General features: G+C 71.6%; 18 protein-coding genes and 1 pseudogene. 11 read left to right on the forward strand and 8 right to left on the reverse strand.

Annotated features, from left to right (window positions below; genetic code table 11):
- Window positions 1-8 precede the first annotated feature (8 nt).
- Window positions 9-1490 carry an HAL/PAL/TAL family ammonia-lyase gene (locus I0C86_RS30225; RefSeq protein ID WP_196204711.1) on the reverse strand — a complete coding sequence of 494 codons (1482 nt, stop codon included), beginning with the start codon at window positions 1488-1490 and terminating at the stop codon, window positions 9-11.
- Between the two features lie 62 nt (window positions 1491-1552).
- On the opposite strand from I0C86_RS30225, the gene I0C86_RS30230 reads away from it, so the two are divergent.
- From I0C86_RS30230 to I0C86_RS30240, 3 genes are all read left to right on the forward strand, one after another.
- Complete coding sequence (locus I0C86_RS30230; protein ID WP_196204712.1) at window positions 1553-3097, forward strand: NAD(P)-binding domain-containing protein; 1545 nt, start codon at window positions 1553-1555, stop codon at window positions 3095-3097.
- Window positions 3087-4523, forward strand: coding sequence for a class I adenylate-forming enzyme family protein (locus I0C86_RS30235; protein WP_196204713.1), 1437 nt, complete (start codon window positions 3087-3089; stop codon window positions 4521-4523). The genes I0C86_RS30230 and I0C86_RS30235 overlap by 11 nt, the downstream gene beginning before the upstream one ends.
- A gap of 157 nt (window positions 4524-4680) precedes the next feature.
- Window positions 4681-6090 (forward strand): glycoside hydrolase family 30 protein, encoded by a 1410-nt coding sequence (locus I0C86_RS30240; protein WP_196204714.1) that lies wholly within the window; start codon window positions 4681-4683, stop codon window positions 6088-6090.
- Window positions 6091-6161: 71 nt separating this feature from the next.
- On the opposite strand, the gene I0C86_RS30245 is transcribed toward I0C86_RS30240, so the two are convergent.
- The 4 genes and pseudogenes from I0C86_RS30245 to I0C86_RS30260 all read right to left on the reverse strand — a co-directional run bounded on the left by I0C86_RS30245 (window position 6162) and on the right by I0C86_RS30260 (window position 13065).
- Entirely contained in the window at window positions 6162-7319 is a 1158-nt protein-coding gene (locus I0C86_RS30245) for a saccharopine dehydrogenase family protein (RefSeq protein WP_196204715.1), read from the reverse strand.
- Between the two features lie 864 nt (window positions 7320-8183).
- Window positions 8184-8873, reverse strand: a pseudogene (locus tag I0C86_RS30250) (hypothetical protein); the annotation flags it as partial.
- A gap of 64 nt (window positions 8874-8937) precedes the next feature.
- Complete coding sequence (locus I0C86_RS30255; RefSeq protein WP_196204716.1) at window positions 8938-10338, reverse strand: hypothetical protein; 1401 nt, start codon at window positions 10336-10338, stop codon at window positions 8938-8940.
- A 186-nt stretch (window positions 10339-10524) separates the two neighbouring features.
- The gene (locus I0C86_RS30260) at window positions 10525-13065 is read right to left on the reverse strand and encodes a tetratricopeptide repeat protein (protein WP_196204717.1); all 2541 of its coding nucleotides are present in this window, start codon (window positions 13063-13065) and stop codon (window positions 10525-10527) included.
- 150 nt (window positions 13066-13215) lie between these two features.
- Here I0C86_RS30260 and I0C86_RS30265 point away from each other — a divergent pair, with 150 nt between their 5' ends.
- The 5 genes from I0C86_RS30265 to I0C86_RS30285 all read left to right on the forward strand — a co-directional run bounded on the left by I0C86_RS30265 (window position 13216) and on the right by I0C86_RS30285 (window position 18763).
- Complete coding sequence (locus I0C86_RS30265; protein ID WP_196204718.1) at window positions 13216-13413, forward strand: hypothetical protein; 198 nt, start codon at window positions 13216-13218, stop codon at window positions 13411-13413.
- Window positions 13414-13605: 192 nt separating this feature from the next.
- Window positions 13606-14184, forward strand: a complete 579-nt coding sequence (locus I0C86_RS30270) for a TlpA family protein disulfide reductase (protein ID WP_196204719.1) — start codon at window positions 13606-13608, stop codon at window positions 14182-14184.
- 3 nt (window positions 14185-14187) lie between these two features.
- The gene (locus I0C86_RS30275; protein ID WP_323373940.1) at window positions 14188-16005 is read left to right on the forward strand and encodes an ABC transporter ATP-binding protein; all 1818 of its coding nucleotides are present in this window, start codon (window positions 14188-14190) and stop codon (window positions 16003-16005) included.
- Window positions 16002-16523, forward strand: coding sequence for a S26 family signal peptidase (locus I0C86_RS30280; RefSeq protein ID WP_196204720.1), 522 nt, complete (start codon window positions 16002-16004; stop codon window positions 16521-16523). Before I0C86_RS30275 ends, I0C86_RS30280 begins: the two co-directional genes overlap by 4 nt.
- A 26-nt stretch (window positions 16524-16549) precedes the next feature.
- Window positions 16550-18763 carry a BTAD domain-containing putative transcriptional regulator gene (locus I0C86_RS30285; RefSeq protein ID WP_196204721.1) on the forward strand — a complete coding sequence of 738 codons (2214 nt, stop codon included), beginning with the start codon at window positions 16550-16552 and terminating at the stop codon, window positions 18761-18763.
- A 27-nt stretch (window positions 18764-18790) separates the two neighbouring features.
- Here I0C86_RS30285 and I0C86_RS30290 read toward each other — a convergent pair whose 3' ends face one another.
- On the reverse strand, window positions 18791-19066 hold the full coding sequence (locus I0C86_RS30290; RefSeq protein ID WP_196204722.1) for a hypothetical protein: 276 nt from the start codon (window positions 19064-19066) through the stop codon (window positions 18791-18793).
- A 185-nt stretch (window positions 19067-19251) separates the two neighbouring features.
- On the opposite strand from I0C86_RS30290, the gene I0C86_RS30295 reads away from it, so the two are divergent.
- The 3 genes from I0C86_RS30295 (at window position 19252) to I0C86_RS30305 (ending at window position 23672) form a co-directional block, all read left to right on the forward strand.
- Window positions 19252-19443: a hypothetical protein gene (locus I0C86_RS30295; protein ID WP_196204723.1), complete on the forward strand. Its 192-nt coding sequence runs from the start codon at window positions 19252-19254 to the stop codon at window positions 19441-19443.
- 193 nt (window positions 19444-19636) lie between these two features.
- Complete coding sequence (locus I0C86_RS30300) at window positions 19637-20998, forward strand: SWIM zinc finger family protein (RefSeq protein ID WP_196204724.1); 1362 nt, start codon at window positions 19637-19639, stop codon at window positions 20996-20998.
- On the forward strand, window positions 20991-23672 hold the full coding sequence (locus tag I0C86_RS30305) for a hypothetical protein (RefSeq protein ID WP_196204725.1): 2682 nt from the start codon (window positions 20991-20993) through the stop codon (window positions 23670-23672). Before I0C86_RS30300 ends, I0C86_RS30305 begins: the two co-directional genes overlap by 8 nt.
- Window positions 23673-23746: 74 nt before the next feature.
- Here the strand turns inward: I0C86_RS30305 and I0C86_RS44615 are convergent, their stop codons facing one another.
- Window positions 23747-23872 carry a hypothetical protein gene (locus I0C86_RS44615; protein WP_255527871.1) on the reverse strand — a complete coding sequence of 42 codons (126 nt, stop codon included), beginning with the start codon at window positions 23870-23872 and terminating at the stop codon, window positions 23747-23749.
- A gap of 189 nt (window positions 23873-24061) precedes the next feature.
- Window positions 24062-25114: a lytic polysaccharide monooxygenase auxiliary activity family 9 protein gene (locus I0C86_RS30310; protein ID WP_196204726.1), complete on the reverse strand. Its 1053-nt coding sequence runs from the start codon at window positions 25112-25114 to the stop codon at window positions 24062-24064.
- Between the last annotated feature and the right edge of the window lie 99 nt (window positions 25115-25213).

Consider the following 25213-nt stretch of genomic DNA (forward strand, 5'->3'; position numbering starts at 1 on the left):
ATCAGAAATCAGAGAAAACTCAGGCCTTCCATGATCTCCGCCGCCCGTCGTACGTCCGCGGCCAGCGGCCGATCGGGGTCGACCGGGGGGATGGCCGCCGCCAGCGCGTCCAGCATCGCCGTACAGCCCGGCGCGGTGGGCGTACGGGCGCCGACGTGCACTGCCTGGCGCAACCCGAGGGCGAGCGAGCCAGCGAGAAGCCGCAGCAGCCCCGCCTGGTCCAGGGCGCGCAGGGCGGCCTGCGTACCGAGCGGGATCACGTCCTGGTTGTGCAGGTTCGTCGGAAGACTCTGCATGCTGGCCGGCACCGCGTCCCGCCGGATCTCGGTGACCAGGGCGGTCGACGCGAGCTGCACCCCCTGCAGACCGTGCTGCTGACCCGGCCCGGCGGCGAGCATCGGCGGCAGGCCACCGTTGCGGACCGGGTCCACGAGCAGGTCGAGTTGCCGCTCGGCGAGGTTGCCGATCTGGGCGATCACCATGGTGAGCACGTCTGCGGCGAACGCGGCCGGCTGGCCGAAGAAGTTGCCGCCGTGCACCACCCGGTCGTCGTCGGGGAAGAACAGCGGATTGTCGCTGACGCTGCCGAGATCCGCCTCGACCACCCCGTCGACGAACCGCAGGGCGTCCTCGGCGGCGCCCAGCAACTGCGGCGAGCACCGGATGCTGTACGGCTCCTGTAGTGGCCGAAGCCCGGAGGGGACCGCGCCGTGCAGGACGGCGCGCATGGCCGAGGCGACGTCGATCGGGCCACGGTGGCGGTACCGGCCGATCAGCCCCGGGTCGAGGAACTGCGGGTCGCAGCCGAGCAGATCCGCGAGCAGACAGGTGAGCTGCTGGAGGACCCGGTGCGAGGTACGCACGCGCTCCAGCGCGAGAGCGGTCGCGGCCGTGGTCAGGGAGGTGCCGTTGACCAGGGCGAGCGCGTCCCGGCCGTCGAGCGGGAGCGGTTCGAGTCCGGCCAGGCGCAGCGCGTCCGCCGCCGGCATCCGGGTGCCGTCCAGGTAGGCGTACCCCCGGCCGCGCAGCGCCTGCGCCGCCGCAGCCAGCGGGATGAGGTCGCCGCTGGCGCCCACCGAACCCAGCCGGGGCATCGCGGGCACGAACGTGGTGGCGAGCATCGCCGCCAGCGCGTCGATGACGTGCGGCGACACCCCGGAGGATCCCTGGGCGAGCGACCAGACGCGGACCAGCATCGTCGCCCGGACCACGCCGGGATCGACGTCCGGGCCGTGTCCCGCGCCGAGGTGGGCCAGCGTGTTGTCGGCCTGGTCCCGCTGGTCGGCCCGGCCCGCGTACCCGACCAGGGCACCGAAGCCGGTCGTGTTGCCGTACACCGCGCGGTCGTCGCCGAGTACCTTGGCCAGGAACGCGCGTCCGGCGGCGACCCTCTCGCGGACCTGCGGCCCGACCACGACCGTGATCGGATCGTGGGCGGCGCGGAGGTGGGACGTGCGCAGCGGACCGGCCAGGTCTACCTTCGTCGTCATTGACCGGACGCTAGAGACGGTTTCTCAGAACACTCTGAAATCGCGCGGTTAGGTTGCGCCGCATGACGCACGACTACCTGATCATCGGGGCCGGGCCCGCGGGCCTCCAGCTCGCCGCCCTGCTGGAACGCGACGGTCATGACTACGTCGTCCTGGAGGCCGGTGCGGCGCCGGGCACGTTCTTCACCACCTACCCGCGCCATCGACAACTGATCTCGATCAACAAGATCTGGACCGGTTCCGACGACCCGGAATTCAACCTCCGCGCGGACTGGAACTCGCTGCTCACCGACGATCCCGCACTGCTGTTCAAGAACTACAGCAGGCGCTACTTCCCGGACGCCGACGACCTCGTGCGGTACCTGGCCGACTTCGCCCGGGGCCTGAAGGTCCGCTACGACACCCGGGTCACCCGCCTCTCCCGCACCGACGGCCTCTTCACCGTCGAGGCCGGCGAGTGCTCCTGGCGGGCCAGGCGGGTCGTCGTCGCCACCGGGCTGCCACAGCTCTACGTGCCGCCGATCGAGGGCGTCGAACTGGCCGAGCGGTACGACACCGTCAGCGTCGACCCGGAGAACTTCGTCAACCAGCGGGTCCTCATCGTCGGCAAGGGGAACTCGGCCTTCGAGACGGCCGACGCGCTGGTCGAAACCGCCGCGGTGATCCATGTCGCCGGCCCCCGCTCGATCAGACTGGCCTGGCAGACGCACTACGTCGGGCACCTGCGCGCGGTCAACAACAACTTCCTGGACACGTACCAGCTCAAGTCGCAGAACGCGGTGCTCGACGGCACGATCGAGCAGATCACCCGCCGTGAGGACGGTGGCTACCGGGTCCTGTTCCGCTACGCGCGTACCGTCGAGTCGCTCCGGGAGCTGGAGTACGACCGGATCATCATCTGTACCGGCTTCAGGTTCGACGCGTCCGTCTTCGACGAGTCCGCCCGCCCCCGGCTGGTCATCCGGGACCGCTTCCCGGAGCAGACCTCGGCGTTCGAGTCGGTGAACGTCCCCGGCCTCTACTTCGCGGGCACGCTCACCCAGCAGCGCGACTTCAAGAAGTCCACGAGCGGCTTCATCCACGGCTTCCGGTACGGCGTCCGGGCCCTGTACCGGATTCTGATGTCCCGCTTCGAGGACGCACCCTGGCCCGCCCGGCGACTCGATGCGACCCCGGAGGCGATCACCGAATCGATAATCGCGCGGATCAACGTGACCTCGGCGCTCTGGCAACAGTTCGCCGTGCTCGCCGACGTGGTCACCGTGGCCGGGGACGCCGCGTACCACCACGAGGAGGTGCCGGTCGCGTACCTGACCGACGGCGGCCTCGGCCCGGAGCCGTCGTGCTTCGTCGTCACGCTGGAGTACGGCCCCGGCCACGACCAGGTCGACCCGTTCGACATCACTGTCCCGCGGATCGCCGAGAACGACGCGAGCGCCGCTCACCGGGCCAGCTACCTGCACCCGGTCGTCCGCGCGCACCACGGCGGGCGGGTCGTCGCCGAGCACCATCTGGCCGAGAACCTCGAGAACCACTGGAACCTGCCGAGCGTGCACCAGCAGCCCCTCGCCGTATTCGTCAAGGGCGTCCTGGCCGATGTCGCCTGACGTCTGGCCCCAGGCCGTCCTCGACCTGCTCGCCACCGGCGGCGACCGGCCGGTCTTCGAGGACGGCGACCAGATCGTCACCGCCGCCGGGATGTCCGCGCTGATCCGCCGGACCGCCGCCGGGTTCCGCGCCGCCGGGATCGGCCCGGGCGACGGTGTCGCGCTCCGCCTCGGCGTGACCGCGCCCGCGTTCGCGGCCACCATCGCCGCCTTCGCCGTCGGTGCCCGGGTGTCGGGCATCCGCCCGGACCTGACCCCGGCCCAGCTTCAGGACCTGTTGAGCCGCGACGACGCCGTCCTCGTCGACGACGCCCGTCTCGCCGGACTGGCGGCGGCGCCGGACGACGGCGGCCCGCTCGTCGCCGGTGGACGGCCGCAGGACATCGCGCGGATCACCTACACCAGCGGCAGCACCGGCGGTGCCAAGGGCTGCGTGCAGACGTACGCGGCGATGACGGCGGCCTGGGCCGCGTACCCGGACCGGTGGCCGCCGGCCATCGCCGAACTCGCCCCGCGCCTGCGGCGGTACCTCGTCTTCGGCTCCCTGAGCAGCCAGGTGATGCTGGAGTACGGGGTGCTGGCGCTCGCGGCGGGTGGCACGCTGGTGGTCGCCCGCCCGCCCACCTTTCCCGAGGCGATCGTCACGCAGCGGGCGACGGCAAGTGTCATCACCGTCGGCAAGCTCTATCAACTCGTCCGCGACCAGCGGGCGAATCCCGTGGACCTGAGCAGCCTGCGCGCGCTGATGGTGTCGGGTTCGCCGCTGCATCCGGGACGACTCGCCGAGGCGCTGGACGTGCTCGGCCCGGTCGTCTTCCACGGGTACGGGCAGACCGAGACCGGGATGATCTCGATGGTGACGCCGGCCGAGATGCTGGCGTCCCCGGCCGCGCTCGCGTCGGTGGGCCGGCCGCCGGCCGCCGTCGACGTGTCCGTACGAGACGGTGAGCTCTACGTCCGTACACCCGGGCAGGCCTCGTCGTACTGGGGCGACCCGGTGGAGTCGGCGGAGGTGTTCGTGGACGGCTGGGTCCGGACCCGCGACCTGGCGGCGCTCGACGCCGAAGGTCATCTGCGGCTGCTCGGCCGTGCCCGCGACGTGATCATCGTCAACGCCTGCCTCGTCTACGCCGGACCGATCGAACGGGTGCTGGCCACCGATCCCGATGTGGCCGAGGCCTACGTGGTGAGTCGCCCCGACGACGGAACGGGCGAGGCGGTCCACGCCTACCTGGTGCCGGTCGCGGGCCGCTCTCCGGACTTCGACGCGCTACGCGAACTGGTGACAGCACGCCTGGGCGGGGCGGCCGCGCCACGGACGATGACCCTGATCGACCGCGTTCCGATCGGGGCGGGCGGCAAACCCGACAAGGCCGCGCTCGGTCCGGGCAGCCCGCACGGGGCCGGCGGCGTCCACTCCTCCTGAGCCGCGACGCGCCGATGCCAGCCTCGAGCGACCCGGTCGCCGCTCGCCGTACGCGCCGTTCGGGCTCCACGGCACGTCCGGCGGGCCGGCGCTAACATTGCCGGGAGTCGATGCCGTTCGGGCGTCGTCACCGTGCGAACGTGCCAAGGAGAGTCTCGTGCTTCGATCCACCACCCTCGTGGCCGCCGTCGTGACCGTGACCGCCCTGGCAGGAGCACCGGCCGCCGCCACCCCGCCGTCCGGCCTCACCGTCGACCGGACCGAGCGGCACCAGCCGATCGACGGCTTCGGCTACTCCATCGCGTTCCAGCGCTCCTCCCTGGTCCACAACCTCTCCGAGGACAAGCGGGAGGAGGCCCTCGATCTGCTCCTGGACCGGAAGACCGGTGCGGCGCCGAGCATCCTTCGACTCGGCATCGGCTCGTCGGCCACCAACCCGTACGACTGGATGCTGTCCATCCAGCCGACCGATCCCGGCGGCCCGACGGCCACCCCGAACTATGTCTGGGACGGCTGGGACGGCGGCCAGGTGTGGTACACGAAGGAGGCCCGGGAGCGCGGCATCGACCGGTTCTACGCGGATGCCTGGAGCGCCCCGGCGTACATGAAGGACAACGGCACCGACACCAACGGCGGGGCCCTCTGCGGCCTGCAGGGCGTCAGCTGTGCCAGCGGCGACTGGCGGGAGGCGTACGCCCGGTACCTCGTCCAGTACGCCAAGTTCTACCGGCAGGAGGGTATCCGGATCGACGAACTCGGGTTCACCAACGAGCCCGACTGGACCACGTCGTACGCCTCGATGCGGTTCACCCCGGCCCAGGCCGCCGAGTTCCTGAAGGTTCTCGGCCCGATCGCCAGGGCGGCCGGCGTGGACGTGGCCTGCTGCGACTCGTTCGGCTGGCAACAGTCGGACGCCTACGCCCAGGCGATCGAGGCGGATCCGGAGGCACGCCGGTATCTGGACGTCTTCACCGGACACGGGTACGCGAGCCCGGCAAACCGCCCGCTGCCGACCACGGCGCGCACCTGGATGTCGGAATGGGCTCCGTCGAGCGTCGCGGACGGCTGGAACACGGCGTGGGACAGCGGCAAGGGCACCGACGGCATCGCGCTCGCCGAACGCATCCACGACACGCTCGCCCTGGCCGACAGCAGCGCGTTCATCTTCTGGCTCGGGTCCTCCCGGGGCGGAACGGCGGCCCTGATGCAGATCGACGACGCCAACGACAGCTATCAGGTGTCGTCCCGTCTCTATGCCTTCGCGGCGTACAGCCGGTTCATCCGGCCGCGTGCCGTCCGGATCGGAGTGGACGGCGCACCGGACGGCCTGAAGGTGTCGGCCTACCGGAACGCCGACGGCACCGAGGTCGTGGAGATCATCAACACCACGAACGCGGCCGTCAGGACCGGCATCAACCTGAAACGGCCCACGGCCTACGTCACCGACTCCACCCGCAACCTGGTGAAGGCACCAGGTGTCGTGTCGAAGCGCGGCCCCCACACCACGATCGATCTGGCGCCGCGTTCCCTGACGACGTTGGTCGGCGGGCATCCCGGGCGAGGCTGATCCGGCTCGTCCGACCCCGAATCGCCGAGCTCGTCCGACCCGAATCGGCGCGGCGGAACGCCACCCGTCCGCTACCTGGACTCCACGACCCGGAAGCTGATCCCCGCCGCGTCCAGCCGGGCACGCAGCGCGTCGCCCATCGCGACCGCCGTGGTGACCTGCCCGGCGTTCGACGGCAGCGGGTCGTGGGCGAGGCAGAGTGCGGACTCGGCGAGCATCTTCGCCGTACCGCCGTAGGCAGGGTCGGCGGCGGCGACCTCGGTCACCACCCGGCGATCGCCGCCGTCGGCGACGAAGCGCAGCCGGAACCAGGCCTTCGCCCGCTGCTGTGGCGTCGGGCCCGACCCCGGCGGGCGCAGGCGGCTCAGTGCCCGCCGAGCCGGCGGCACCTGCGCCAGCGCGAACACGCCGATCGCGCCAGTCCCCAGCGCGGCTGCCTTCAACGGGTTGCCCAGCGCGACGAAGTGGCCGTACGAGAAGTCCGGGCCGTAGCGGTCGAGCGCGCGCGCCGAGCGTACGACGATCTGCGGATCGATCGTGGGCAGCGGCAGCACCCACGCCCCGGCGGTCCGGTCGTACCCGGGTCGACCGGACACCCCGCGGACCCGGCGGCTCTGGTCGACGGGTTCCACCCGGCGGCGGCGCGCGCGTGCCACCGTGCCGGAACGCCAGCGGGCGAGGGCGGTGAGCGCCGAATCGAAGGTTCCACCGGAGGGCAGGGCGCCGATGCTGAGGTATCCGCGCATCCGGATCGGCTGCCCCTCGGGCAACTGCTGCACGGTGAAGAACGCGCCGAGATCCGCCGGAATCGCGTCGAAGCCGCAGGCGTGCACCAGCCGGGCGCCGGTACGCACCGCCGTGGCGTGGTGGCGCAGGAAGGTGAGGTCCACGAACTCCGGCTCGCCCGTGAGATCGACGTAGTCGGTGCCCGCCTCGGCACAGGCCGCGACGACGCCCTCGCCGTAGCGGATGTACGGCCCGACGGCCGTGATCAGCACCCGGCCCGCCTCGGCGAGCCGGCGCAACGAGCTGGCGTCGGCGACGTCCGCCTCGACCACGCCCGCATCCACGCCCAGCCGGTCACGCAGGGCACGCAGCCGGCCACCGTCCCGACCGGCCAACGCCCAGCGGGTCCCGGCGGGCGCGTGCGTCGCGAGATACTCGGCGGTGAGGCTGCCGGTGAAGCCGGTGGCACCCAGGAGCACCACGTCGAACTGCCGGTCGGTCACCCCCTGAGGCTACGCCGCTGTCACCGGTCCTGGCCGGAGCGCCCGGGACCCGGGGGTCGGACCGGCCGACCCCCGGGTGCGGGGATGTCAGTACGGGTACGGTGCGTCGTCGCCGTAGTCGAAGTACACGTCGCCGACGCCGCCGGCCAGGGTGTGCTTCACGTACCAGCGACGGACCCGGTTCTCGAAGTTCTCGGTGATTCCGGGCGTGACCGTGCCGTTGCCGTCCCAGTCCGCCGGCACCGGGTAGCTGCCCCGGTTGCCGTACTTGAAGTTGATGTCGTCGAACCCGCCGGTCAGCGAGTTCTTCAGGTACCAGTGCCGGCCCCCGGTGGGATCGTCGGCCACGATCCCGGGCGTCCAGGTTCCGTTGCCGTCCCAGTCGCCGGGCACCGGCAGGGCGTTGGCGTTGCCGTACTTGAAGGTGATCTCACCAATGCCCGTGGTGTTGCTGTTGCGCAGGTGCCAACGCCGGCTTCCGGATTCGTTGACCACGATGCCCGGGGTGAAGGTGCCGTTGCCGTCCCAGTCGCCCGTGACGGGAAGCGTGTTCTTGTCGCCGTAGTCGAAGTAGAGGTCGCCGACGCCCCCGGTGTTGCTGTTCTTCAGGTGCCAGCGCCGGACGTTTCCGAAGTTGTCCACCACGGCCGGGGTGAAGGTGCCGTTGCCGTCCCAGTCGCCGGCCAGCGGCACCATGTCCGCGTCGCCGTACTTGAAGTTGATGTCACTGGTACCGCCGGCGAGGCTGTTCTTCAGGTGCCACTGCCACACCGAGCCGCTGCGCATCACGACGGCCGGGGTCATGGTGCCGTTGCCGTCCCAGTCACCGGTCAACGCGTACATCGCCGGTGCGTTCCTGTTCAGCCACTGCTCCAGGGTCTCGCCCCGGAGCACGCTGAGCAGTGCCTCCTTGTTCTCGTAGCTCGCCACCTTGTCGCGGTCCTCGCTCAGGTGGATGTGCCACAGGTGCGAGGAGTCGGACGAGACCGCGTCGTCGTAGCGGAAGTCCCAACCCTCCACGGCGCTGTCGTTGTCGACCTGGCCGTAGAACTCCCGCCATCCGTTCAGCCGGGTGTCTCGCGAGTCCTTTCCGGCAGCCAGCAGACGACTGGAGAAACGGGCGATGTTCCCGTAGTTCGCCGCCGCCGCGTAGCCGGTGGTCGGATGGGGCAGGTCCAGTTCCGCGTTCACCTCGCCGGGGAGGAGTGCGAAACTCTGGGCTTCCGGAAAGGTCCAGTCATAGGCGGCCGCCTTGTCCGACGGCCCGCCCTTGTCCTCGGCGTCGCGCACCGAGTAGTTGTTCGAGTCGTTGGCCGCACGGGTGTTGTGGTAGCCGGACTTGTTGGCGTAGATGCCGCCGTTCTGGGAGCCGGTCTGGAGCTTCAGGAGCTCCTGCATGAGCCACCAGGAGGCTTCGGTGATCCTCGCCGGGTTCGGGTTGGCGGCGGCACTGGCCGGAGCGGGCGGCAGAACGACACCGCCGACGAGCACTGCCGCGACGGTCGTCCACACCCAGCGCTGTGGAGCCCACAGTCCTCGGATCCGGGTGGACATGGCGTGGCGTATGGAAGTTCGCATCGGGTTCCTTCTGCAGAGGAGTGGTGGTCGGGATTCGGAATCAGAAGGGGTACGGGTTCGGGGCGTCGTCGCCGTAGTCGAAGTACTCGTCCGCGACGCCACCGCTGACGGAGTGCTTCAGATGCCAGCGCCGCACCCGGTTCTCGAAGTTCTGCACGATGCCGGGCTCCGTTGCCGGAGTCGCCGCGTTCCAGTTGCCCGGCACCGGATAGGTCCCGTGACTGCCGTAGCCGAACTGCACATCCGCCAGACCGTCGGTGCCCAGGTCGTTCTTCAGGTACCACCGGCGCGGACCGTCGGTGTCGTCCACGACGGCAGGGGTCCACGATCCGTTGCCGTCCCAGTCGCCCGTCACCGGCCAGGTGTTCGAGTTGCCGTAGCGCAGCGTGTGGCTGACACCGCCACCGCTGTTCGCGTTGCGCAGCTCCCACTTCCACGCACCGCCGTCCTTGGACACCACACCCGGCGTGGACGTCCGGTTGCCGTCCCAGTCGCCCACCACCGGGATGTTGTCCTTGCCGCCGTAGAGGAAGCTGACGTCCGCGACCCCGCCGCTCAGCGAGTTCTTGAGATGCCAGCGGCGGGAGTTGTTCTCGTTGGCTACGGCGCCCGGGGTCCAGGCACCGTCACCGTCCCAGTCACCGGCGACCGGGACCATGTGCGCGTCGCCGTACCGGAACGACACGTCCGCGACGCCACCGGTCTGTGAGCGCCTGAGATGCCACTCCCACACCGATCCGGCCCGTAGCACCACGGCCGGGGTGAACTCGCCGGTGTCGAACCAGTCCCCGGACAGGGCGTACGCCGGAGCCGGCGGGTTCCAGAGGGCGTTGACGATGATCTGCGCGTCCGATGCCTGGACCTGGTACCTGTCGGGGTATGCCGAGACCTGTACGGCCTGGCAGACCTCGCCGATCGGGGCGGTGGCCCAGGTGTTGTCCGGGTAGAGCCGGAGCATCTTGCTGAGGAATGCGTTGGTGGCCCAGGTGGGGTTGAGTCGTTCGGCGCGGGTGCCCCACGAGGCGCGTTGCTGGAACAGGCCGAGGCTGTCGTGGTCGACCTCCACGCTGATGTTCTGCAGGTGGGTTTCCACGATCACGGTGGCGATCGCGATGACAGCGGCGCGGGAGGCGAGGCCGCGGGTCTGTACGGCTTCGACGACCTCTCGGGCGCAGGAGACGCGGTAGGCGCTCATGTAGCCCTTCATGTCGGAGCGCAGTTGGGAGTTGAGCGTGGTGGCCAGGGTGGCGTCGTTCGCGGTCGGTCCGTTCGGGTCGCAGGCGACCGTCTCGTACGCCGCGTTCAGGGGAGCCAGCGCGGGGGGCAGGGCCGGTTCGGGTAGCGGACCGGCCAGGGCCGCCGGGGCGGTGACGGCCAGCACCGCTGCGGCGAGCGCCAGCGCCACACAGGCCTGGCGCGCCCGCCTCGGGCTCCCGGTCACTGAAATCGTTCCGTTCAATCGAACCTCCGGTGAAGACCAGCCACTGAGCCGGCTGGTGACATAGAGGCTCGTGGACGTCGCTGTACAGGGACTGGCGGGACACCACCGGTACGTCACCGGTACTACCGCAGCCGCCCGGGCGCGGACGTCCGAGGTGATCGCAGCCGGCGGCGGTGGCGGTGGTACCTACCTCGGTACGTCCACCGGAACGTCGACACCGAGCCGCTTCGCGAGTTCGGCGGCTTCCGGTACTCCCAACTCCTGGTAGAGCCGGTGGGCATCGATCAGCAGTTTCCGCGCCGCCGGCTCGCCGGCCCGTTCCGCCGCCTCGGCGAGCGCTACGAGCGCGCGCGCCCGTAGCGCCGGTACCTGCTCGTCGGTCCAGTAGCGCAGGGATCGCCGGAGCCGGTCGACGGCCCCTCGGGTACCACTGCGGACCTCGATCTCGCCGAGACTCAACTCCGTGAGGGCGAGACCCCAGTCGTTACCCCGGTCCCGGAAGATCACCGCCGCGGTGGACAGCGCCTCCTCGGCCTCGGTCGTACGGCCGGGGTTCTGCGCGAGTGACTCGCCGAGCGCCCGCAGGCTCTGTGCCGTACCGATCGGATCGCCGATTCGCGCGAAGAGCTCGGCGGCCCTCCGCGCCGCCTGTTCCGCCTCGCCGTGCCGGCCACCGGCCAACAGCGCACCGGCGAGACCGCGCAGGCTGTACGCCTGGGTGAAGGTGTCGCGGCACGACCGGGCGATGGCGATCGCGACGCGGGTCATCCGGACGGCCTCGTCGATGTTGCCCTGCTGCCGCAACACGAATCCGAGGCTGGTCAGGGCCCGGGCCTTGGCTGGGCGGCTGCCGACCCGTTCCAGCGCCTCGGTGGCGGCGCGCAGCTCGGCCTCGGCCTCGGCGAGCCGGCCGGCCAGGCCGAGCACGTAGCCGATCTCCTTGCGCGCCATCGCGGCCCCGGCCCCGTCGCCGAGATCTTCCGCCAACGTCTGTGCGGCCCGCAGCGTCGCCAGCGTCGCGTCCGACTGGTCGAGCTCGACCATGCAGCTGCCGAGCCCTCGTAGGGCCGCCGCCTCGCCGGAACGATCACCGGCCCGCCGGCAGCAGTCCAGCGCGGCGCGCATGACCCGGTGCCAGTCGTCGTAGTAGCCGCGCAACTCGTAGAAATCGGCACCGCAACCGGCCAGGGCCCGGGTGAGCGCGGCCAGCCCCGCTGCCGCGCACGCCGGCACCAGCGCCGCCAACGCCTCCCGTTCGGCCTCGAACCAGTCGACGGGCTGGCCGGTGGCGACGGCGATGACCCGGTGGTCGGCGGCGACCGCCGGATGACTCCGGTCGTCGAGGTGGAACCGCTCGCAGTGCAGCCGGTCCTGGGCGTGCCGGGCGAGGGCCAGCCAGCCGGACGCGGTCCGGTCCAGTGCGGCGGTCCATTCGGTACGGCTGATCTCCTCCTGCTGACGCTCCCGCGCGAACAGCCGGGTTATCTCGTGGAACCGGTAGCGCGGCTGACCGGCCCGGTCCGGCCCGAGGGTGTCCAGCAGCCGCGCGTCGAGCAACTCGTCGAGCACGGCGGCACCGACGTCCGGCGCGGAATCCAGCAGCGTGGCTGTCGGCCAGCCCGGAAAGGTCGGCACGTTCAGCGCGCCGAGCAGCGCGAACGCCCGGCCGGCGGCCGGCGACAGTCCGTGGTACGCCAGTTGCAGGCCGGGACGTACGGCAAGGTCGCCGTAGGACAGTTCGTCGAGCCGGCGCCGCTCGTCGGCGAGCCGCTTGCTGAGCGTTCCCACCGTCCAGTGCGGCCGGGCGGCGAGTCGGGCCCCGGCGACCCGGACCGCCAGCGGCAGCCCGCCGCACGCGGTGACGATCTCACTGGCGGCGACCGGCTCGGTCCGGATCCGGTCCTCGCCCGCGACCCGGCACAACAGGTCGACCGCCGAGGTGTTCGGCAGAGGGTGCAGGTCGATGGTGGTCACGCCGGGCAGCCCGGTCAGCGGCAGCCGGCTGGTGACCAGGACCGAGGTGCCTTCCGGGGGCATGAACGCCTCGACCTGGCGGTGACCGTGGGCGTCGTCGAGGACGAGCAGCGCCCGTCGGCCGGCCAGCCGGGCCCGGAACAACCCCGCTCGCGCGTCCGCGCCGGCGGGCAGCGTCGAGCCGTCGGCACCGAGCACCCTCAGCAGCTGTCCGAGCACCTCGGCCGGATCGACCGGCTGACCTCCGGTGTCCCGCAGCGCCGCGTACAGCTGCCCGTCCGGGAACCGGGTGGCGAGCCGGTGTCCGGCGTGCACCGCCAGCGCCGTCTTGCCCACGCCCGCCGGTCCGGAGATCACGGCCAACGTCGCGGCGCCGGTCGTCGGGTCGAGCACCCGGCAGAGCTGGTCCACCTCGTCGTCGCGGGCGACGAAGTCGGGCAGGTCGGCGGGCAACTGCCGTGGCGCGGAGACGGTCGGGACGGCCAGCTTCGGTTGGGCGTTCCCGGCGGTCCGGCCGGGCCGGTTGGCCCAGAACAGCGCGCGTCCGGCGCCGACGAACTCCTCTCGGGCGTTCCCGGCCAGCTCCAGTGCCGTCGCCAGCTGCTCGACGGTACGGGGCCGGGGGCCGCGCCCGTGGTCCCGTTCCATCTCGCGTACGGAGCGGGAACTGATTCCCGCCCGCTCGGCGAGTTCCTCCTGGGTGAGCCGACGGTGAAGTCGATGCTCCCGGAGCAGCGCGGCGAACTTCTCCACGACAGTCGTCGACCTCCCCGTGATCCAGCAGCAGGGTATCCGAACGTCCGGCAGAACGTCCGGTTCAAGCTCCTGGTCTGGCGGAGATCAACGGGCTTTGATAGATCAACTGGTCCGAACCAGCGTGATCAGTCCAATGAGGAGGCTTTGATGACTCGTATGTTGAATGCGGTCGTCGACCGGATGGTCGGCGTCGTGGCACCGAAGGTGACCGCGCGGGCGGCCAGCGTCTGCCGGGAGAACACCTGCTACTGCCGGGGAATCAACCTGTACAAGCGGACCGTCTGTCTCTACGACGACGGCAGCGTGTGGTACGGACCCTGCAAGAACGTGGGCCCCGGCTGCTGATCGGGTAGCGCGTACCGGTGTGTCAGGGCCTGCTCGCGATGCTCCTGTTCGCCCTGCGGGAACAGGCCGCGTGGCGGGCGGGCCCTGCGCGCCGGCGCGTCGTCGCTTCCCACGATGCGCCCGGTCGGTGGCAACCCCGCGCGACCCGGCGCTCTCCTCGCCCCGCGACACCATCCTTCAAGGAGAGACCCGATGGCGTACCTGTCCACGGCCATGGTCCTGTTCGGCCTGGTGGCCACCATCAACCTGCTCTTCACCTTCGGCGTCGTACGTCGGTTGCGTGAGCAGTCCGCCGAGTTGGCCGCCCTGCGCAGCGGCGGCCTGCCCGACAGCGCCCTGGCCGACGCCGCCGTGACCCACCCGGTCGGTGTGGCGGTCGGTCACCTCGACACCGCGGGCGTGGACGGTCAACGGGTCACCTCCACGACGCTCGGCACCCGCCCGCTGGTCGGCTTCTTCTCCCCGCACTGTGAACCGTGCAAGGAGCAGCTGCCCGCATTCGTCGCGCACGCCGAGGCGCGGCCGGGAGGTCGGGACGGAGTACTGGCGGTGGTCGTCGGCACGGACGAGGAGACCGCCGAGGTGGTCGCGCGGCTTCGGCCGGTGGCCACCGTCGTCACGGAACCCGACCAGGGCCCGGTCCAGCGGGCATTCGGGGTGACCGGGTTCCCGGCGTTCGTCCTGGTCGAGCAGGGCGCCGTCGCCGCATCCGACTTCAACCTCGTGCCGGTGGCCGAGCGGGACGCCGCGGCCACGCCGGCCGTGCGGTGAGCGGTGTCGTTCCGGGTACTCGGGCGGGCACTGGCACTGGCCCGGGACGCCGCACCGAGGCACATCGCCGCGTACCTGGGTCTGTCGGTCTTCGCCGGGCTCGCGCCGTTGGCGGTCGCCTGGCTGATGAAACTCGTGATCGACCGGCTGACGGGCCCGGTGGTGTGGCTCGACGTGATCGGGCTGGCGGGTGCACTCGGCGGAGTCGGGATGGCAGTCGCGCTGGTGCCGCACGCCGTCCGGTACCTCCGGGCCGAGACCGATCGGCGGGTGCTCCTGGTCGCCGTCTCGCGCCTCTACGCGGCCGTTGACCGCTTCGTCGGGCTGCGTCGCTTCGAGGACCCGGCCTTCCTCGACCGGTTGCAGATCGCCCGCGCCAGTGGGGTGAGCGGCCCCGGGATGGTGGTGGACGGCGGTCTGGGCGCCACCCAGGCGTTCCTCACGGTCATCGGGTTCGCCGGCACCCTGCTCCTGCTCGGGCCGTGGATCGCGGTGACGGTGCTGCTCGCCGCCGGACCGGCACTGGCGGCGGAGATCGCGCTGAGTCGCCGCCGGGCGGCGATGGTGGCCGCGATCGGACAGGCCGAACGTCGCGAGATGTTCTACTCGGCCCTGCTGACAGATCCGCAGGCCGCGAAGGAACTCCGGCTGTTCGGCGCGGGACCGTATCTGTGGCGGCGGATGGTGGGGGAGATCCGCACGATCAACCGCGCCCACCGCAGGATCGACCGTCGGGAACTGTTCCTCCAGGGAGGACTGGCGCTGCTCGGCGCCGCGGTGGCGGGATGCCTGTTGCTGTGGACGGTGCGCTCGGCGGTCACCGGCTCGCTGACCATCGGCGACGTGGCTCTCGTGATCGCTGCCGTCGGTTCGGTCCAGGCGGCGCTGGCCAGCCTCGTCGGCGAGGCCGTCGCCGTGCACCAGGCGCTGCTGCTCTTCGACCACTACCTGGCGGTGGTCGAGTCCGGGCCGGATCTGCCCGTTCGTCGCGCGCCGCTGCCGGTACCGCCGCTGAAGCGGGGGATCGAGCTGCGCGACGTCTGGTTCCGGTACGCCGACGACCAGCCGTGGGTGCTGCGTGGTGTGAACCTGGTGCTTCCCGCGCAGGGCTGCACCGCCGTGGTCGGGCTCAACGGGGCCGGCAAGACGACGCTGGTGAAGCTGCTGTGCCGGCTGTACGACCCGACCCGTGGCGCCGTCCTGTGGGACGGCGTCGACCTGCGTGAGCTGGATCCCGGGCAGTTGCGGCGCCGGATTCGGGCCGTCTTCCAGGACGCGATCTCGTACGACCTCACCGCGCGGGAGAACATAGCCATCGGCGACCTGACCGCCATCGATGACCCCGTCCGGATCGAGGCGGCTGCGCGACGAGCCGGCGTCCACGATGTTCTCGACAAGCTTCCGAACGGCTACGACACGCTGCTGACCAGGATCTTCTTCTCCGGGGACGACACAGGTGACCCGACGACCGGGGTGGTTCTCTCCGGTGGCCAGTGGCAGCGACTCGCGATCGCCCGGGGCCTCCTGCTCGAGCGACCCGACCTGCTCGTCCTCGACGAGCCGAGTTCCGCGCTGGATGCCGAGGCCGAGCACGAGGTCCACCTGCGGCTTCGGGAGCACCGACGCGGGCGGGCCAGTCTGCTGGTCTCGCACCGCCTGGGCGTCCTACGCGAGGCCGATCTGATCGTCGTCCTGTCCGACGGACGGATCGTCGAGCGCGGCTCGCACGACGACCTGGTGGTGCGCGACGGTGAGTACGCCCGCCTCTTCAGTCTCCAGGCGGCCGGATACCACCCGTCGATACCGGGCGGCGCGGCATGACCGCCGTTCTGGCCGGTGCGGGCGTGCTGCTGTTGCTCACGGTCACGACCGCACTGCTGCGTCGGCGGCTCGTCGTGGTGTCGGTCAGCGGCGCGAGCATGGCACCGACGTTGGGCTCCGGCGACCGGGTGCTGGTGCGCCGGACACCGGGCGAAGCGGTGCGCGCCGGCCAGATCGTGGTGGTCGAGGAGCCACGGCCGTGCCGGCGAGGTGAGTCGACCAGGCCGCGCCGCACCGACTGGCTGGTCAAGCGGGTGGTCGCGGTGCCGGGTGACCTGACACCGGCGTTCCTGCCGGCCTGGGAGCGGGGACCGGACAGCCGGGTCCCACCCCGCCGTCTCGTCCTCCTCGGCGACAACGCCGAATTCAGTCGCGACTCCCGGCATTTCGGGTCTGTGTCTACCGACCGGGTGCTCGGCGTCGCCCTTCGCCGAGTAGGCGGCGGCACGCTGCGCCCCGCGCCCGTCGACGGTGCCGAGGATGCGACACGGCGGCGGGCGGGACCCGGGAGTGGATGAACCGATCGACAACGGGGGTTGACGAGATGACCGACGGCGGAAGGCTACCCAGAACCTCTTTTGCCACCCTACTGCGACAGTATCGACAGACGGCGGGCCTCACCCAGCTCGAACTGGCCCACCGGTCGGGCCTGAGCATCACCGCGGTGCGGGACCTGGAGCAGCGACGTACGCTGCGGCCGACCCGGCGGTCGGTGTCCCGGCTGACCGCCGCGCTGGAGTTGGGGCCGCGACCGGCCGCGATTCTCCGCGGCTCCGCGACCGCCGGTACGGACCGGACGGCAGCGGCGGGGGTGGCGGCGCCCGTGGGGCGCCCGATGGTTTCCATCCTGGGACCGTTGCGGGTACAGCAGGGGGCGGTGACCGTCGACCTCACCTCGTCGCGCCAGCGCGTCCTACTCGCCCGACTGGCCGTCTCGGCGGGCACCACCGTCAGCCGAAGGGACCTCCTCGAGGTGCTCTGGACCGGCGAGCAGCCGGAGTCGGCGGTCAACCTGCTGCACACCTACGTCGCCCGGCTGCGCCGGGTCCTCGACCCGGGCCGGAGCGGCAGGACGGCCGCCAGCGTGCTGACACATGCGTCGGGCGGTTACCGGCTGGAACTCGACGAGGACCAGCTCGACCTGCTGCGCTTCCAGCGACTCGTCCGGGAGGCCACCGAGGCCGACGGCCGGACCCCGGCCCAGGCGGTGGCCCGGCTGGCCGACGCCCTGACGCTGTGGCGCGGCGACCCGCTCGGTGACGTGGAGATGCTCTCCGGGCATCCCGTTGTCGCGTCGCTGACCACCTGGTTGACCGCGACGGCCCTGCGCTATGCCGATCTGCTCGACCAGTGTGGCGACTACGCCCCGGTGGTCGACGCGCTCCGCCCGATCGCCGGACGTTGTCCGCTCGACGAGCAGGTGCACGCCCGCCTCATCCTGGCCCTGGGCGCGACGGGTCGGCAGGACGAGGCGTACGCCGAGTACGACGGGATCGTCCGCCGCCTGGCCGACCAGCTCGGTGCCGATCCGGGTACGGAGCTGCGGGAGTACCACCAGCGGCTGCTCCGGCAACAGTGGACCGGGGCACGGCGGGCGACGGCCTGGAGCGACACCCGCCCGGCGGTACCGGTGCCGATCCAGGCCCCGGCGCCGGTGCCCGACTTCACCGGCCGGGCCGAGGAACTTCGCCGGGTCCGTGAGGTCCTCGTTCCGTCGGTGGACTGGGTGGCCCGGCCGTCGGCGCCGGTCTGCGTGATCGCCGGCCTGGCCGGCACGGGGAAGACCGCGCTCGCCCTGGTCGCGGCCGAGCAGTTGGGACCGGCATTTCCGGACGGGCAACTCTACGCCGACCTGCGGGGCCGCTCGGATCAGCCCGCGGCCGCCGGAGAGGTGCTCGTCCGCTTCCTGCACGGGCTGGGCGTGTCCGAGGACCGGGTGCGGGGCGACGACGAGAGCGCCGCCGCGCTGCTGCGCAGCGTACTGGCGGACCGTCGGGTGCTGATCGTGCTCGACGACGCGCGGGACGCGGCCCAGGTGCGTCCCCTGCTGCCCGGTCGCGGCGGTAGCCGGGTGCTGGTTACCGCCCGGAATCGGCTGGTTGCCCTGGAGGGCGCCCGCCGGATCGACGTCACGACGTTGGACACGAGGGAGGCGCTCGACCTGCTCGCTGCGATCGTTCCTCCGGCGAGGACCGGCGGTGATCGGATCGCCGCGCTGGAGGTCGTCTCGGCGTGCGGGCACCTGCCGCTGGCGCTCCGGATCGCCGGGGTACGTCTGACGACCAGGGCTCGCAGCACCGTCGCTGACCTGAGTCGCCGGCTTGCCGATCCGCGTCGCCGGTTGGACGAGTTGCGGGTCGGTGACCTCGACTTGCGCTCCGCCTTCCGCTCCAGCGTCGACCAGTTGCCGGCCCCGGCGGCCCGCGCGTTCCGACTTCTCGCGTTGGCACCCGAACCGCTGCTGGGGCTGGCGGCCGCCGCGGCGCTGCTGGACCGGCCCACGACGGTGGTGGATGAGGAGTTGCAGCAGTTGGCGGATCTGAGCCTGCTGGTCGGCGTCGGTCCGGGCCAGTTCCGACTGCATGAACTGCTTCGGCTGTACGGGCGCGAACTCGCCCAGCGCGACGAGCCGGCCCGGGACCGCGCCGCCGCCCTCGCCCGGTTGGCGGCGTGGCGGGCGGCTCGCATCCTGCGCGATGGGGACCGGCGTCGGGAGGGTGGTACGGCGAGCGCGGCCATGGCTGATCACCGAGGCTGAGGCGGTCGACTCCGTCAGCCGGTCACGTCATTTGCTGGTGGCCACCAGCCCGGCTCGCAGCGGTGATGACCAGTTCCACTCCTCGGAGCCGGGTCCGCCAGGCCTGTTGGTGCTGGCGCTCGCCGCCACGGCACTGACCGTCACCGCCCCGGCGGCCCTGGCCGGTCCGCTACCCGGACCGGCCCTGCCCCCGCTGGCACCACTGAACGCGGCATACGCAACGGTCGCCTGCGACCCGAACGGACCGACCGCGAACGACGCCGCCCTGGCCACCATGCTCAACTCCCAACTGCGCTCCGACATGAAGGGCTACATGGCTCTACCCGGACAACACCTGGGCCACCGCCCCGATCGGCGAGGTCTGCCAGGCCGTACAGGTCTCGGCATACCCCGACAGGTGCCAGGTCCAGGCATCGGACGCGCAGATCATCGTCAACGCCCTCTGGAGTACACCGGACCCTGAACCGGTTCCGGTCCAGGACCCGAATGTGGTGCAGCAGTCGGGTGATTTCAACGGGGACGGCCGGTCTGATCTGGCGGCGATGTACCACCACTCGGATGGTTCGATCTCGATGCAGACCGCGTTGGCGTACAGTTCGGGTGGCTTCGCCGCGTTCACCGGTAGCCTCACCGTTCCCGCCAGCGCCGCCTGGAAATGGGACGCCATCCGCCTTTTCTGACCACCAACATCAGCAGCAGGGAACTGCTCCGGTGAGCCCTTCCTGAACCACGGGAGGCGCAGACCACGCGGGCATGGAGTCTCGCCCGCGTGGTCCGCTTCCAGCCGCGCCGGCGCCGATGGGACAGCGGGTTGCGACACCGGGTGGCAGGATGCGTGGGGAATCTGGGACGGGACAGGAGAGGGATCGACGATTGGGCACCCTGGCGTCGACTGTGGACACCCGCGTCTACGGTCGTGCATCGGGCCTGGCCGGCGACCATCTCGCGCTGACCACGTCCACGCCCGACCGGGTACGGGAGCAGGCGTTCTACTCCGGTTTCGTGCGTACGCCCCGGATGGTCGCCGGCGGCCTCCTCGCATTGGCCGATATCGCCGGTGCCGACTTCCGTCAGGCCCGCAACGACCCGTGGCGCGGCCGGGACCCGGTGGTGACCGGCGACGGCGAGCGACTGCGGTTCGAGGCCCTCTCGATGTGTGGCGGGCTGTACGGTCGGCTCGACCTGGCCGCCGCCGAGTTGGAGGGTGGGGCCACCGGCCGGGGCACGACGAACGTCGACATCAATCCACCGCTCTACCAGGCGTTGACGAGAGTGGGTGGTGCGGACCCGCTCCGTCTCTCCGTGGGCGCCGACGGTCTCGCGGTCGCGACGCTCGACGGCGGCATCGTCGAGAAGAAGGTGCCGCTGCCCACCGCGTGGCTGCGCGGGCTGGCCGAGGTGGCGGCGCGGGCACTGCCCCTGGATCTGCGGCTGGAGATCCCGGCGGGCCGGGCCATGGCACTGCTGGCGGAGATGTCGGCGCGCTCGGGCCGACGGGTCCGCTGGCTGCTGCCGGCCGGTTCGGCGGTGCGGGCCACGGCCGGCCCGGCGCCCGGCGGGGTCTGCGCGGCCGACGGTTTCCGGCTGTCGGTGCTGCGCCCGCTGCTACCCCTGGCCCGCACCGTGGGGTTGTACGCACCACCGCTGTCCGGGGCGCCGGCACAGGTCAGCGGCTGGGTGCTCGATTTCGGTACGGCACGGTTCACGCTGCTGATGTCGGCCGGCGCACGCGACGGCTTCGCCGGTGACGGCCAGTTGCTCGCCGACCTCGCCACGGATGCCGCAACCACCGACGTCGATGCCGACGCCGACGTGCTGAGCGCGCTGCTCGCCACGGACCCGGTCGCCTCGCGCGCGTCGGTCGGGGTGCGCACCGGCTGGGATCCGACCCGGGTCACGGCGGCGCTCGCCGCGCTGGCCACCGCCGGACAGGTCGGCTACGACATCGCCGAGGCCTCGCCGTTCCACCGGCCGCTGCCCTACCGGGCCGACGTCGTCGCGGCACTGCACCCCAGGCTGGCGGCGGCACGGGTGCTCGCCGGGGCCGGGCGGTTGGTACGGACGGCCGCGGGAATCGAGGTCACCTCAGGTGACAACACCTATCTGGTGCATCGACGCGACGGCGAGCTCGCCTGCACCTGCGCCTGGTGGGCCGACCACCAGGGCCGCCGTGGACCGTGCAAGCACGTCGTGGCCGCCGTTATCGTCGAGCAGTCGGGGCGATCGCATGAGTGACCTGTGGGACGAGGTACGCGTGAGGATCGACGCCGCCGACGTCGACGCGCTCGCCGACCTGCTCGCCGGGCTCGGTGACGGGGACCGGACGGCTCTGGTGCCGCACCTCGACGGGCACATCCCGGCGCTGGCCGAGCCGGAACCCGTGGTCCTGCCACCGCTGGAACCGGAGCCGCTGCCCGACCTCCCGACGTCCGGATTCATCACCGTGGGCTTCGTCGCGTACGACAAGGAACTGCCCAGCGACCTGCAGGGCGTCCGCGAGATGATGGCGCGTCAGCGCACCCGGCAACGGGAGCACGAACGCGCCTGGCAGAGGCGGCGGCTGGAGGAGGACGCGCGGTGGGCCGCCAGCCGGCTGAACGACTCGCGACGGGCCGCCACCGGGTTCGCCCTCGTCGCCTGCACGTTGAAGGCACCCGACGCGGTCAAACTGTTGCACCGCCCCTGGAGTGTGGGTCCGGCGCCACAGGTGTCGCCCGAGGTGGTGCCCGCCCTGCTGCGGGTCCGGGGGAGCGCCTGGTGCACCACGCTCGCCCGGGGACTGTTGCGCCGCACCCGCCCCCGTACCCAGGGCGTTCGGTGGGCGTTCACCGAGGCGCTGCTGCGGTCGGTGGACGCGGACGTTCCGGACACGCCGGCCGCCGCCGCGCAGTACGTGGCGCTCGACCGGGGGCATCCGCTCGCGCCGCTGCTCGCCGCCGACCCGTGGCTCGACCACATGCTGTCGACGTACCTGTTCGACGACGACGGCGTCGCGAACGCGTTCTCCTCCGGGGCCGCGGCCCGCGCCTGGCCGGCGGCGTTGCTCGAGTTGGCCGGCAGTGCCCGGGTCGACCGTGGCCTGCTCGTCGCGGGCTGCCTGCGCCGCCTGCGCGCGGGTGGACGTAAGGGGGTCCTGCAGTCCTATCTCGGACTGGTCCGTGACCTTGCGCCGACGGCAGAGGAGTCGGCCGGGCACACGCAGGAGCTGATCGGTCTGCTGACGGCGCCGATGTCCACGGTGGCCGACTTCGCGTACACCTGCCTGCAAGCAGTGCACCGGAGCGCGGGTCTCGATCCGCTGTCCCTGGCCGAGATCACCCAGAACATGCTCTGCCGGCCGGAGAAGAAGCTGGTTCGCGCCCACCTCGCCTGGCTGCGGCCGATGCCACTGGACGACCTGGTCGAGGGGCTCGTCGTCGGGCTGCACCATCCGGTGCCCGAACTCGCCGAGCGCACCCTCGACCTCGTCGAGACGCGACTGGCAGGGCTGTCCGAGAAGGCCCGGGAACGGTTGGCTGCCGAGGTGCCGGCCCTCGACGGCACCGTCGGGAACCGGCTGGCGGCGGCGCTCGGCACGGCCGCGCCCGCGGTGGTACCCGCACCGGTGCTGGCCGCAGCCGAGCTGCCGAGAGAGATGCCGTCCCCGCTCGACCTCGGCGCGCTCGCCGGTGAGCTGAGCGTCCTGCTGCGTAACGGCGACACCGACCCGGTCCGGCACGAGGCCGTCCTCGACGGGCTGGTCCGGGCCGCCAACGGCGACCGGGACCTCGCCGCCCGCGTGCTGGAGCCGCTGATCACCCACTGGTACGGGTACTGGCCGGCGCTGATCGCCGCGACATTCGGCCGCTCCGTGGGCAGTCCCGGCCGGCAGATCCCCCGCGAGCACGCGCCGCTGAGCCTGTTCGTCAACGGTCGGCTTGCCGAGTTGAGACCCCGTCTGATCCACCAGCCGCCGCCCGGGCTGCTGGCGACCCCGGCCACAGTCGCCGGTCACGTCGACCCCGCGCGGGTACTGAACCTCCTGCAACAGGCCGACCGCGACCGCTGGCAGCCCGCGGCCGGTGACCTGACCCAGGCACTACTCCGCCTGCCCCGCGAGGTCGAGCCGGCCGTCCACGCCGCCGCGGCGCGCCTCAGCTCGCCGGCCGGGCGTCGGTTCGCCGCCTGGCTGGCCGACGGCGTCACCGACGCGCGTACCTGGATCGAGGAGGTCGACGAGACCACCTACGACCGCTCGCGGCGCATCGCAATGCTTGACCTGGCGGGACTGCCAGCCGAGATCGGCGACGCCCGCACCGCGGCTGAACGCTCGGCGTCCGCCTGGCACATGCCCTCGCTGGCACTGTGGCCGATGATCACACCGTCACACCGGGAGATCGCCGCCGCACACCTGCAGCCGGTCGTCGCCCTCGCGGTGGATCACCAGAATCCCGGCACCGGCTTCCTCGACGGCCTCGCCGCCGCCGACGGCCCCGCCGGCCCCGCGACCGCGTTGACGATGGTGTACGCCCTTGCGAACCGCCGGGAGGGTGTCCGACTGGCGGCCGGTGACGCCCTCAGCACGTTCGCCGCTCGCCCCGGTTGGGACAGCACCGGCATCGGCGTGGAACTCGGCATCCTGGCCGGCTCCGACCGCATCGTCCTGCAACGTACCCTCCAGCCCCTGACCGAGGCGCTCAAGGCCGGCGCCCACGACGCGGTCTGGCAGATCGCCTCGGCGGCACTGCCCGACCTGCTGGCCGCCAAGCCCCGCCCGGGACTGCCCGAGTTGCTCACGCTCGCCGCTGATGCTGCTCGGCTGGGCCGGCACACCGGGCAGGAGCCGCCGGGCCTCGCCGCGATCACGGGCAGGCCTGGCCGGAGCCAGCTCGCCACCGCCGCCCGCAAGCTCGCCGAAGCTCTTCGATAGTCGGTCGGAACGGCCGCCGTGGCCGACCAGACCAGCCCTGGATGGTCAGGCCGATCGCGACGGGGGAGGAATGGTCAGTTGGACCAGGTGTATCCCGCCACGTCCGATACGCTCTGAGCCTGGCCCAGGGCGAGGACGACCGCCACGCCGGCGGCGACGACGAGGGCGGCCACACTGGTGATGATGCTTCGCAGACGCACGACGATCTCCTCTGCTTTCGCGCGTGATTTCGTATCGCCAGGGTACCCGCGCATCGACGATGCGTTTGCTGTCGATCACCGTGCGAAATGCCGCGACTGACTGCTGCTTTCGTCCGGCCTGGCCCAGTTCGACGCGGGAACGCGGAACGGGGGCGGCACCGGTCGGTGCCACCCCCGTCGCAGGTGCTGCTACCTCGAGGTACAGGTCAGGGTCGGCGCGGTGTTCGTGCCGTTCCAGGAACCGTTGAACCCGAAGCTGGTGCTGGCGTTGGCGCTCAATGCGCCGTTGTGGCTGACATTCGCGGCGGTGACCGATGACCCGCTCGAACTTATCGTCGCGTTCCACGAACTCGTGATGCTCTGGCCGTTGGGCCAGGTCCAGCGCACCGTCCACCCGGAGATGGCGGCGTTGCCGGCCCGGACCGTGACCTGGGCACCGAAGCCGCCGGTCCACTCGCTCGTCCTCGCGTACGTCGCGGTGCAGCCGCCGTTGCCGGCCGGCGGAGTGGTCGGCGGGGTCGTCGGCGGAACGGTCGGCGGTGGGGTCGTCGGCGGGGTGGTCGGGTCGGTGCCGCCGCCGCCGAAGGTCACGTCACTGCACAGGTAGTACGGCTGGTCGAGGTGGCTCGCCTGCCAGATCGTGTACACGACGTGCCGCCCGGTGCGGCTGCCCGCGTTCACCTGGGTCTCGTACAGTCCGGTGGTCGGGTAGCTGCCGGTACGCAGTACCAGGTCCAGATTGCCCCAGGTCAGCGGCTGGGTGGCCGGGTTGAAGCCCTGCTTGGTGATGTAGATCAGCATGTAGTCGGCACCGTGCCGCGCACCGTCGGTCAGCGTCAGGGTGAAGTTGTTCGGCATCGGCTTGGCGACCCATGCGCCGACCGCGTCGAGCGAGGCGTAGAGCCCGTTCTGGGTACGGCCGCCGCTGCAGAGCTGCCCGTCCGGGACGGCGGCCTGGTGGTTGCCGCCGACGTTCTCGCGGTACAGGCCGTTCCAGTTCCACATCGTGTTCGGGTTGGCCTGCCAGGCCTGGGCGCACATCGGGTCGGTCTGCGCCATGTTGGGGTTGAGGTGGTCGTCACCCCAGCGCTCCCAGCATCCGTAGTTCCGGGACGGCGGGTTGGTGACGGACCCGTGCGCCGAGGCCGGGCCGGGCTGGTTGACGACGACCATCGCGAACCCGGCGACGAGGACGGCGACCGCACCGAGTACCAGACGGCGGGCTGTTCGTGAGACTTTCATCAAAGCTCCAGCGTTCCGCCGACGCCTGTGCCGCTCGACGGGGTGCCCGAGCCCGCGAGGAAACACGCGTCGATCAATGTGATGGACCCCGGAAGCGCA

Origin of the sequence: Plantactinospora alkalitolerans (assembly GCF_015690345.1) — a bacterium.
Lineage (GTDB): Bacteria > Actinomycetota > Actinomycetes > Mycobacteriales > Micromonosporaceae > Plantactinospora > Plantactinospora alkalitolerans.